The sequence below is a fragment of the Pedobacter sp. BMA genome, assembly GCF_001027745.1.
Lineage (GTDB): Bacteria > Bacteroidota > Bacteroidia > Sphingobacteriales > Sphingobacteriaceae > Pedobacter.
Genome location: NZ_LECU01000003.1, coordinates 251742 through 263201 on the forward strand (window position 1 = coordinate 251742; position 11460 = coordinate 263201).

Below are 11460 nucleotides of genomic sequence, written 5' to 3' on the forward strand. Positions count from 1 at the left end.
ATAGAAATATTTTGTGGGCCAACGAAATTAATAAACTTTTAAAAGGCGTCAGTCCGGTTGCTGTTATAGGGGTTTTGAGCAGTGTGTTTAGCATTACCGCTGCTAATTACGCCAAAAAGTTAAATTTAAGTTTTATCGTTTTTATACACGACAACTGGCTAAACAGTGTTGAAAAAGATAAAAAGCCCATAAAAAAATATGCCACCCGGGTATTAAATAGTGCTGAAAAAATTCTACCCGTAACAGCTGATCTTGTTAGCTACTTTGACACCTCTTTCTTAAAAAAAACACAAGTACTTCTACCAGTTCCATGCGGACACGCAGGTAAAGCTTTATGGAGGGAAGAAATGAAATTGTCTGTAAACTGTCTGCATGTAGGAACGGTTAATTATCATACTCCATATATTTTCGATCATCTATTGAACAATGTATTTGACGATAGTGACCAATTATCTGTTATTTATTATGATCATCCTATATTAAATCCCTTTCTGAATTACAATAATTTCAAGCGGATAGATTTTTTTGATACGAGTAGTATGGCGCTGGATTATGCAGTAAATAACTGTAGTGCTTTAGTCCTTTACTATGGACTAACATTAGAAGAAAACCCCTATGCAATTGATAGTTTTCCAAGTAGATTTGTCGAATTTGTTCATACAGGCTTACCCATTATTTGCATAGCCCCGCAGGAAAGTTCATTTTACAAGTTTATGCAAAAAAAAGAATGGCCATTATTGTTTACCCAATCTGATTTACCAGATTTAGCTGAATCTTTAAAATTATTAAAGTTAAATTATTTTTGGAGATACTATTCAAATCTGACAATAGCTCTATCTCAAAATGAATTTAATCCGGAAAAAATCCATAATTCATTTCTTAAATCACTAACCCGTCCGGATGCTTATGCCGAAGCTGAAAATCCTTTACAAATAATTTAATGTTATTTACCTCGATTGATTTTCTTGTTTTTTTTGTCGTTGTAATATTAGTTTACTTCTATCTTCCTTTCACATTTAGAAATTTCTTTCTTTTATCAGGAAGTTGTTTCTTTTATATGTTCTTTAAACCAGAATATATATTAATACTTGCAGCAACAATAATACTGGATTTCTTTTTGGCTAAAAAAATAGAGCAAACATCAAGCAGGCACAAAAAAAATCTACTGTTAATAGTAAGTATATTTTCTAACTTATCGGTTTTATTAATATTCAAATACTATAACTTTATTAATGAGAACTTTACATTCATTTTATCAAATTTCGGGTTTAATAATCCTCTTCCATTTCTAAAAATAGCTTTACCAATTGGATTATCCTTTCATACCTTTCAAGCCATTAGTTACATTATTGAAGTAAGTAGAAAAAATCAGATTGCTGAAAGAAATTTAATTACATATGCTTTATATGTAATGTTTTTTCCACAGTTAGTAGCAGGCCCGATTGAGCGACCTCAAAATATTCTCTATCAATTTAAGGAGGAACACAGACCCAATATCTTATTAATAAAAAGAGGAATTATGTTAATAATATGGGGACTTTTCAAAAAAATTGTAATAGCAGACAGACTGGCATTTTTTGTGGATAAAATTTATGATTATCCCGACCATTTTCATGCACCCCTTATCATTACAGGGACATTATTTTTTAGTATTCAAATTTACTGTGATTTTTCGGGCTACTCTGATATTGCTATAGGAACAGCATCCATACTTGGCTTCAGGCTTGTTCGCAATTTCGATCGTCCATATTTATCAATGTCTGTAATAGATTTTTGGAGGAAATGGCATATCTCTTTATCCACATGGTTCAGAGACTATGTTTATATTCCTTTGGGAGGAGGGAAAAAAAATAGATATGTAACCAGCAGAAATACACTGGTTGTTTTCACACTAAGCGGGTTATGGCATGGTGCAAGTTGGAATTTTATTATCTGGGGCACTTTACATGGAATTATAGTAAGTATTAACCACCTTATTAATGGAGCATTTCCTGCGATTCGGACAATGAAATTTCAGTATTTAAAAATATGCATCACTTTTTGCATTACTTCATTTTGCTGGATATTTTTTAGATCTGCGACACTAAAAGATTCAATATACATCATTTCAAATATTTTTAGAAACTGGAGACTGGAGCATACTATCATGGAATTCCAAACCGAGTTTAAGGGTATGAACAAGCATTTTCTGATAGCTGTTTTTAGTATATGCTTATTGTTTATTTTTGAACTTAATCAGACAAAAATATTAACCCTGTTTAATCAATCATCAGTAATTATAAAGTTCTTTTGCTGTTATTTGATTATAATAAGTATAGTTATTTTTGGGTTCTATAAGTCGGACAATAGCTTTATTTATTTTCAATTTTAACTTAGTGTATAATTTAATAAAGCATTCTTTACTTCTATCAATTTTATTATTTGTTAGCTGTTTATCAATTTTTTATTACAACCCGATAATCCCAATTGAAAACGATTATTTCCTCTCAATCAGACAGAAAACTAACCGTTTGACTTCAATAAGCTCTCCAAAAGTAATTCTGATTGGCGGATCTAATCTTGCTTTCGGTGTAGATTCAAAAAAAATTGGGGATTCGTTAAAAATGCCTGTGGTAAATATGGCTATAGGTGCTGCTTTCGGATTAGAATTTGATATCAATCAGATAAGGAAACATTTAGCCCCCGGCGACATTGTAATTGTGTCTGAATTTCCATCTGCACCTAACTATCAGGCCATATTTAAAACATTGTTCTATGAACCATCTGCAATTAATGGCATAAGAACACCATTGCAGTATTATAAATTATTTAAGGCTGGCATACTTGAATCAGTTTTAAGCATACAGAGCACTGTTTTAAATGGAAAAAAAATAAACTTTGTTCTAAATAAAAATCAAACTATTTCAGACTCTACCAGTGTTTACTTCAGCAAAGGTTTTAATCAATATGGAGATCTCATCAGCCATTTAAATAATATAAAACCTAAACAGCTTAATGACAGAGGTGGCTTTACCACTCATTATGAAAGAGAAATCTCACTATTAAACAATTTTAAAAAGCTGGCTGATGAAAAGTTAGCTAAAGTTTACTACATAAATCCTCCTTATCCAATCTCTGAGTTTAAGAAAAACAAAAGCCTATTCATGAGTTATCAGAAATACTTAAGAAAAAATCTGAAAGTGAAGATTTTGGGATCTTTTTACGAATCTGTTTTTCCTGACAGTTTATTTTTCGACACTGTCAATCATCTTGATAGCATGGGAAGAACAAAAAGAACCGAGGTATTGATTTCACTGTTACGTAAAGAAATAAAACAAAAAAATTGAAGAATCTGGTTGCAGTAACTATTCCGATCTATAAAATTCAGATCGATCCTATAGAACAGATATCTCTGTCTCAGGTGATCAAAAAACTAGGTAATTACCCAATAATCTTTTTTGCTCCTAATTCATTAGATACAAAAAATTATGAAAAATTTTGTGAGGAAAAGATACCTTTTGTAACAGAGCGTTTTAATGACGAATATTTTGCGGATATAGCTGGGTACAATAAGCTGATGTTGAGCAAATCATTTTATAAAAGGTTTATAGATTTTAAATATATCCTGACTTATCAGCTGGATGCATTTGTTTTTAAGGATGAGCTGACCTACTGGTGCAATAAGGGTTATGATTACATAGGTGCACCCTACCTTTATGTAGATTTAAACACCTACCCCATTAAGGTATTAACCAAATACAGGCGGTTATTAGATTATTTGCATTCGTGGAATATTCCTTTCTACAGGTACCGGCATTTAGGCAATGGAGGATTATCGTTAAGAAATATTAACAGTACGCTAAGGCTGTTAACTATTTGTAACAGAAGTGCCCGATCATGGACAACACTCATGGAAGATAATTTTTTCCAGTACTGGGGAAATGTTCTGTTCCCAATATTTAAACTACCTCCGGAAATTGAAGCGGCCAGATTTTCAATAGAACTAGATCCTGAAAAAACTTTCATGGCAATCGGAGAAGAACTTCCCTTCGGATGCCATGCGTTTATGCGATACAGCCCGGAATTTTGGAAAACACATATAGAAGCGGAAGGATATTCAATTGAATAAGAAGAGATTTGTTACTATAGTTTCTCATATTGAAAACCTGGAATTGAGGAAAGATACAGGCCAAATACCCTATCATGCTTACAGGACGCTGGGTTACGATGCTACCTTGGTTAGTTATTACTTTACACTAAGTGGAGGAAGATCAAAAGGGCCTGTTAAGCATCCGCCAAAAGATGAAAATGTTATTAATAACGATTATCCATACCTAAAGTCTGAAGTAAATGGATTAAAACTTCATTTTATGCCTGATTTGGGTAGAGGTAAGTTTTATGAGAAGTCGATTGTAAATTATCTGCTATCAGAATCAAAAAAAATTGACATTTTAAATCTATTTCATTTTTCAGCAGAAAATATCTTTTATACATTATTGTATAAACTTAAAAACCCAAAAGGAAAAGTATATATAAAATTAGACATCGATGTTGATTTTTATAAGAGCCAAACAAGCTTTTTTAACACCAATAGTTTTTTGGGTTCTATTAAAAAATTCCTTTATTCTGTGTTTCTAATGCCTGTATTTTATAAAACGATAGATTTATTATCTGCTGAATCGGAATACAGTTTGAAATATTTTCAATCCCGATTTCCAAAACTTGCGAATAAAACAGTTCAGATTCCTAACGGAGTAGATCATTTAAAAATCAGGTTTCTTATAAAAAAGCTCGAATACAATGAAAAGGAAAATATTATTCTTTTTGTAGGTAGAGTTGGAAGCCAGCAAAAAAACACAGAGCTTATATTAAGAATAGCTCCACAAATGAATTTAAAATACTGGAAAATAATTCTGGCTGGTCCTGTTGAGGAAAATTTCAAGAAAGAAATAATCTTTTTCTTTGAGAAGAATCCCTATTTGAAAGAGAAAATTATATTTATAGGTAATCTTACTGAGCCAACTGAATTATATAAACTTTACAATCGGTCTAAAATATTGTTGATGCCCTCACAACATGAAGGTTTCCCTAATGCAGGCGTTGAAGCAATATTCTTTGGCCTTGTACCAGTATTAAGCGATAAAATATATGCCTTTAATACATTAACAGATTTTGGCCAACACGGCTTTAATATTCCAATTGATAATGACAGTAAAACAATATCGGTTATAAATAAAATTATCGATAATGAGTCCATTTTGGAAAAACTGAGCAGAAAGTCTTCTTCATATGCAGAAAGAGAATTTATCTGGCAGAACATTATCACTAAACTCGACTCTTATTTAACTAAAGCAACCGAAGCTCCATATTCTTAGCACTTGAAGAAAATATACTTTATAGGAAATAATCTTAATCTCAAAAAAGATAAAGGTGGGTTGGGAGCAGGTGAACAGGTTCTGCTCCGGCATTTTATAAGATTTAGGGAAGAAGGTGTTAAAGTTATTATTATCAACACCGGAAGATTTAAAAATGATTTTGGATTTGAAGAAATCAACATACCAAAAAAGTGGTGGCACCCTCCCCTGCGCAAATTAACTCCGTGGCTTACGCAGCTCAGAATTAATATGATGTACAGGGCTTTACGCAAGGAGATTCAATCAAATGAGCCAGCTGCAGTTTTATCATTATTTGGGGAGTATTCAAACTTATTGGCGTATAAAATATCAAAAAAAAAAGGCCTTAATCTTTACATGATATTTCACGATGATTCGGTTTTTAATTATTTCAAAAAATACAGGCTTTTATCAGATCATCAACTGCATTGCATTATTAAGACCACAACCTGTTTTTTCCCTGTTAGTAAACCTATGGCTCTACTCCTAGAAAAGTATGGTGCAGGAGCGGGCGAGCTTTTATATCCTATTCCGGAATCAGGGAGTTTCGGTGCAAAAAAGTTTGAAGATGTGAATTTTACTGAATTACAAATAGGTAATTCGGGATTAATTTTTGATGATCTCCATCTTGAGATCATTGAAAATATTGTTAAGGCGGCTAAAACAGTGAATGCACATCTTCAGTTAATTACTAACCTGCCCGAAAAACTTTCAGCACATATTTACTCATTTGGAAACAACGTTAAGGTTATTGAACGGTTTGACACAGTTACAGAACTGTTAAATTATCTTTCACTTAGTATAGATGTTTTACTGGTATTTTATTCATTTAAACCAGATAAGGAATTCAGAATGTTTACCAGTTTTCCGAGTAAATTTGTTGAATATTGCAAGCTTGGACTACCTGTTATTATTATTGCTCCACCAGAGAGCAGTATAGGTAAATGGGCTGTAGAAAATAAATGGCTTACCTACGAAAATACCGGAGAACCGGCAAATATAGCAGCTACTATTGCAAAATTAAATAACCGCGATTTTTGGAATAATTGTCAGTTACAGGCTCAAAAATACGCGGATACTGATTTTAATCCTGATGAGATACACAGAAAGTTGAGTAATTCGATTAAGTACAAATGAAAATTGCCATTCTAATTCCATGCTATAATTCTGCTGAATATCTGCCTGAACTTTTTACAGGCATCAGAAAGCAAAGTGTTCCCTTTGATGAAATTATCTGTTATGATGATGGAAGCAGTGATAATACCATTGAAATAGCGAAATCACTGGGAGCTAAAGTTATCTCCGGCAAAAATAACCGTGGACCAGCATACGCACGAAACCGGATGATTGAAGCCAGCACAAGTGATTTTTTCCATTTCCACGATTCAGATGACCTGATTGATGAGAAATTTGTTGAAATCATGCGTAATCACCTTGAAGATGAATCCGTTCAGCTTATTTCTAATGCTTACGTACTTGACAGAAAAGACCGTTCCAAAAATCTTGGGAACATCACATATCAAAATCTTGCTGAAGCAAATGATCAGTTAGCTTATTTCTTAAATCATGTAGGCTTTGCAAGTATGGGTTTATACAGTAAAAAAGCTTTAAATAAAATTGGCGGATTTTGGGAAGATTTAAAAGGCAACGAAGATCCCGATTTACATATTCGTTTGGCCGAAAATAATTACCGGATCAAAAACGTAGATCACTTCCTGGTTACTAAATTAGAGCACAGCACATCGTTTTCACATCAAAACTGGACACAATGTCTGGCTGATAAACTGAAATGTATTGATGCCTATGCTAAAAGAATGCATCCTCAATATCATCCTGTTTTTGCCTTACAGGCAGCACGTTTATCTAATTATTTTTACCGCGAAAATCATAAAACATTAAGCCTGCAGGCACGAAAACTATCGTTCAGTTTAGGTCTGCATGTTATTCCTGATTCAAAGTTTTCTGAAATATTAACTTCATTTTTTGGCGTAAGATTTTATTTGTGGCTCTATCGCCGCAGGGTAGATTTAAATTTAGTATGACAGAACCACTCGTATCTATTATTATTCCACTTTATAATGCAGAAGATTTTGTAAAGGATTGTATTTATTCTGCCATAAATCAAACATGGGAAAATAAAGAAATAATTGTGGTTGACGACGGATCAACAGATAACAGCTTAAATATCGTAAATTCATTTAATGATGAACGGATTACAGTAATCAGCCAGAAAAACAAAGGTGCCTCTGCCGCAAGAAACAAGGGTTTGGAAGCAGCTAGGGGAAAATATATCCAGTTTCTAGATGCAGATGATATACTGGGGACAGAAAAAATAGCTACTCAGGTTAAATCTCTGAGTACTTCTGAAGAACACCTTTCACTATGCCATACTGTACATTTTGATGATGGAACAGATCCTTTTCAATACCTTCCACAAAATGAATGGTATAGTAAAGACATTGCTGATCCAATTGATTTCCTAATCAAACTATATTCAGGATCAGATATTTTGCCTGGTTTTGGTGGAATGATACAACCCAATGCATGGTTAGTACCCCTAACATTAATTCATAAAGCTGGTTTATGGAATGAAAAGCTGACTACTGATGATGACGGAGAGTTTTTTTGCAGGGTTTTAGTTAACTCTTCGGGTATTAAATTTGCAGATAAGGGTATAAACTATTACAGGAAACACAAAAATTTAGTATCACTATCAAATGCTACAAACCATAGCGCTTTCGGGAGTATATATCATTCTATCGGACTAAAATATGACCATTTGAATAAATTTGTTTCTCCTGGCATTATCGATATAATATTCTCAAGATTTTACTGGGAACTAGCACTCAGTTCATACCCTCTTGATAAAACGCTTTCAGCTAAAGCGATAAAGAAAAGCAGAACATTAAGCAATAAAAAATTTGGTTATAGTGGTGGTACTAACAGTAAAATGATCAGTAAGTTACTTGGGTGGAAAGCAGCCAGATTAGTTAGTTTTATAAGACTTAAAATTATAAATGGCACAAGCTAAAAGAAACGTAATAACCATTGCCACAAATAAAAGAGTGTATCTTGAGCTTGCGATTAATTTAGCCAGATCGTTTTATATTTGGAACAGAGATAATGATATCGGATTTTATCTGGTTACAGACATGGGAGAACACCTTCCTGCCGATATTAAACGATATGTGAATGTTATAGCCATTAAAGAAAATGAGCTCGGAACAGGTTTCTCTACCAAGTTACATTTAGATAAGTTAGCCCCCGAAGGGCAAACACTTTTTATAGATAGCGACTGTTTAATATTTGGGAGCCTGAACCGGGTATTTGATAAATTCAGCGGGCATCAGGTTTCTGTTATCGGTAATTACATTAAATCTGGAGAATGGTTTGGTAATATAGCAGATATATGCAGTCAGTTTGAAATACCACATCTTCCAAAGTTTAATGGTGGAATATATTATTTAGAAAAAGGTTCTGTTGCTGAACAGGTTTACTCGAAAGCCAGAGAACTGGAACGTACTTATGACCAGATTGGTTTTAAAAGACTTAGAAACAGTCCCAATGACGAGGTATTGATGAGTCTTTCAATGCAGCTAAACGGACAATCGCCAATAATAGATGACGGAACAATACTAAGCGATCCCCAGGCTTGTCCGGGATATTACAAAATCAATGTAACAAAGGGTACTTCTTTACTGATCAACCCCAAAGCCCCCCATAAATTACATCAGTCGTGGTATCCGTTTCATATTGTTAAGCCCCTCGTTGTTCATTTCGTTGGCTATTATACAGATGATTATCAATATAAATATGAGGCTTACAAACTCTCAAAAATGGTTAACAACAAACTATCAGTTTTAACCAATATGAAAGGATTAATAACAATAAATTGGGCCGGAAGGTTGAAGATTGGAATGAAAAATGTACTCCGCCCGGTTTTTCGCAAAGCATTTGGCACAAGAAAGATTAAAATATCTAACCGGGTTTCATGATAGATATTAGTATAATCATTCCGTCGTATAACAGGCTATGGAGTTTGCCGGAAACTATTAAAAGTTGTACGTCCAAACTGTTAAATATTGAGATCGTTGTTATTGACGATGGTAGTACAGACGGAACATGGGAATGGCTGGAACAGCAAAAAAACATTATTTCTATCAGGCAAAATAATCTGGGCAAGTGCTGGGCGGTTAATGCGGGTTTTAAAATAGCTAATGGAAAATATATCAGATTCTTAGACTCAGACGACATCCTTAGTAAAGGTGCAAATGAAGAACAATTTCAAATTGCCGAACAAACAACAGCAGATGTTGTAGTAAGCGGCCATTTGGTTATTGATGTATCGGACAAGGTTATCAGGGAACACCCCTGGTTTTTTTGTGATGATTTTATTGCACAGCAACTTGGCGAATGTGATAGTTCTCATTATTCGGCATACCTTTTCCGGAAAAGTTTTATTGAAGATGTTCCGCACCGGCCCGATTTTGCTTATCGTGATGACAGAAGATTTATTTTAGAAGTTGCTTTAAAACTACCAAAATACCAGATACATCAGGGATTTGCACTCAGGCACAGACATCATAATAACAGCAGACTACAGTTCAATACCAATTTAAAACAGGCAGTTCAAAATTTTCAGCACTTAAATATCTATAAAGATATTCTGGGTATTTTAAATAAAAAGGGCGAACTGACAGAACGCAGATTAGATGCCTCTATAAATATTTTGTGGCCATTAACAGAGTGGATTGCCAAATTCAGTATTCAGGATGCAACTGAAACGTTTGAATGGATAAAAACCTTAAAACCACAGTTTAAAATTAAGAGTGAAGGCTTGAAAAAAATTCTGTACAAAATTTTAGGATTTAGAAATACCTCATACATTCTAACACTCAGAAGAAGAGTAGTATTTGCAAAACAAGATCAATAAATAAACATTTGAAAATCTTTCTCTCATTTTTGCAAGGCAAGCCCGATCACCCCATTCCTGCATATAGCTTTTGGGAATATTACATTAAAAATGGTATTGAAGAAAGCGGGAATAGCTGGGTGGAAGCACCGGCGGTTGACTGGGCTTTTGGACTAGTACCGCAATCGAAAGAAAGCTTTCAAAGATGGAAAGAAGACACCTGGAAGAAAACAATAAGTTATTTGAAGAAAAACAGGGTGGATTTATTTTTGAGTTACCTTTATCCCGCTCAGATTGATGCAGATTCTATAAAAGAAATTAAAAAAATGGGAATCCCCTGTGTTAATTTTTTTTGTGATCATATCAGGGAATTCAGGCAGATTCCCAATGAATTTGGTGTCTTTGATTTAAGCTGGGTACCAGAATATCAGGCGCAGCAAATGTATAAAAAGCAAGGTTTCAGATACATCCATTTGCCTATGCCAATGTGGGTAGATTATAAATACAGATCAGTACCTGAACATGAATCAACTAACATTGCTTTTATAGGCTCGAAAGATGTTCAGAGACAGTTGTTCTTTGAAAGATTTGTAAAGTTAAATTCAAATATTGAAATTGATATTTACGGAACCGGATGGGAAGATAAAGAATCATCAACACATTGTTTTCAAAAACAATCCCTTTATGAAAAGCTAATTAACCAGAAAGATTTTATTCGTAAAAACGGCATTTATGCTTTTAAAAACAAAATCTTATACTCAGGCAAACAAGAAAATTTAAGCCTTGAATTAAAAGAGTTGGTCAAACCTAAACCTGATTTCGAAAATTATATCCGAATTACAAGGGAGAGCCGGATTGTTCTGGGTATTAACCGTTATCCGGGTTATAATTACCCAATACACAAACCAAATACCTACTCGAGGTTGCGTGATATTGAAGCACCAATGCTTGGTGCCTGTTATCTTACAGAATTTACACCAGGACTGGAAAGCATGTATGAGATTGGAAAGGAAATTGAAGTTTTTAGCAATCAGGAAGAATTAATAGAAAAGCTTAAACATTTACAACAGGAGCCTGGCAAGCGCAAAAACCTGAGAATGAATGCCCAGCAAAAAGCATTAAATACGCTCTCAATTCCTTCTTCCATATTAAAAATCAAATCATCACTTTAAACTG

The 11460-nt window shown here is 33.8% G+C and carries 11 protein-coding genes; all 11 read left to right on the top strand.

Going from position 1 to position 11460, the window contains the following annotated elements; all coding sequences use genetic code 11:
* Positions 1–11: 11 nt before the first annotated feature.
* The 11 genes from AB669_RS05485 to AB669_RS05535 all read left to right on the top strand — a co-directional run bounded on the left by AB669_RS05485 (position 12) and on the right by AB669_RS05535 (position 11456).
* Complete coding sequence (locus AB669_RS05485; RefSeq protein ID WP_156166685.1) at positions 12–941, top strand: hypothetical protein; 930 nt, start codon at positions 12–14, stop codon at positions 939–941.
* Positions 941–2371: an MBOAT family protein gene (locus tag AB669_RS05490; RefSeq protein WP_047798288.1), complete on the top strand. Its 1431-nt coding sequence runs from the start codon at positions 941–943 to the stop codon at positions 2369–2371. The genes AB669_RS05485 and AB669_RS05490 overlap by 1 nt, the downstream gene beginning before the upstream one ends.
* Positions 2372–2510: 139 nt before the next feature.
* Positions 2511–3326: a hypothetical protein gene (locus AB669_RS05495; protein ID WP_156166686.1), complete on the top strand. Its 816-nt coding sequence runs from the start codon at positions 2511–2513 to the stop codon at positions 3324–3326.
* A complete protein-coding gene (locus AB669_RS05500; RefSeq protein WP_047798290.1) occupies positions 3323–4108 on the top strand; it encodes a DUF5672 family protein in 786 nt (261 codons plus the stop codon). Before AB669_RS05495 ends, AB669_RS05500 begins: the two co-directional genes overlap by 4 nt.
* Positions 4101–5354, top strand: coding sequence for a glycosyltransferase family 4 protein (locus AB669_RS05505; protein ID WP_047798291.1), 1254 nt, complete (start codon positions 4101–4103; stop codon positions 5352–5354). The genes AB669_RS05500 and AB669_RS05505 overlap by 8 nt, the downstream gene beginning before the upstream one ends.
* Before the next feature lie 492 nt (positions 5355–5846).
* Positions 5847–6509: a hypothetical protein gene (locus AB669_RS22315; protein WP_197082359.1), complete on the top strand. Its 663-nt coding sequence runs from the start codon at positions 5847–5849 to the stop codon at positions 6507–6509.
* Positions 6506–7414 carry a glycosyltransferase family 2 protein gene (locus AB669_RS05515; protein WP_047798293.1) on the top strand — a complete coding sequence of 303 codons (909 nt, stop codon included), beginning with the start codon at positions 6506–6508 and terminating at the stop codon, positions 7412–7414. Before AB669_RS22315 ends, AB669_RS05515 begins: the two co-directional genes overlap by 4 nt.
* Positions 7411–8403 (top strand): glycosyltransferase family 2 protein, encoded by a 993-nt coding sequence (locus tag AB669_RS05520; protein ID WP_047798294.1) that lies wholly within the window; start codon positions 7411–7413, stop codon positions 8401–8403. The genes AB669_RS05515 and AB669_RS05520 overlap by 4 nt, the downstream gene beginning before the upstream one ends.
* Complete coding sequence (locus tag AB669_RS05525) at positions 8390–9367, top strand: hypothetical protein (RefSeq protein ID WP_047798295.1); 978 nt, start codon at positions 8390–8392, stop codon at positions 9365–9367. Before AB669_RS05520 ends, AB669_RS05525 begins: the two co-directional genes overlap by 14 nt.
* A complete protein-coding gene (locus AB669_RS21445) occupies positions 9364–10305 on the top strand; it encodes a glycosyltransferase family 2 protein (protein WP_053058278.1) in 942 nt (313 codons plus the stop codon). The genes AB669_RS05525 and AB669_RS21445 overlap by 4 nt, the downstream gene beginning before the upstream one ends.
* A gap of 8 nt (positions 10306–10313) precedes the next feature.
* A complete protein-coding gene (locus AB669_RS05535) occupies positions 10314–11456 on the top strand; it encodes a glycosyltransferase (protein ID WP_047798296.1) in 1143 nt (380 codons plus the stop codon).
* Positions 11457–11460 lie beyond the last annotated feature (4 nt).

What these genes read in the sequence shown, in the direction of transcription:
- AB669_RS05490 (WP_047798288.1), top strand. Translation starts at nt 941, where the DNA reads ATGTTATTTACCTCGATTGATTTTCTTGTTTTTTTTGTCGTTGTAATA.
- AB669_RS22315 (WP_197082359.1), top strand. Translation starts at nt 5,847, where the DNA reads ATGGCTCTACTCCTAGAAAAGTATGGTGCAGGAGCGGGCGAGCTTTTA.
- AB669_RS05515 (WP_047798293.1), top strand. Translation starts at nt 6,506, where the DNA reads ATGAAAATTGCCATTCTAATTCCATGCTATAATTCTGCTGAATATCTG.
- AB669_RS05520 (WP_047798294.1), top strand. Translation starts at nt 7,411, where the DNA reads ATGACAGAACCACTCGTATCTATTATTATTCCACTTTATAATGCAGAA.
- AB669_RS05525 (WP_047798295.1), top strand. Translation starts at nt 8,390, where the DNA reads ATGGCACAAGCTAAAAGAAACGTAATAACCATTGCCACAAATAAAAGA.
- AB669_RS21445 (WP_053058278.1), top strand. Translation starts at nt 9,364, where the DNA reads ATGATAGATATTAGTATAATCATTCCGTCGTATAACAGGCTATGGAGT.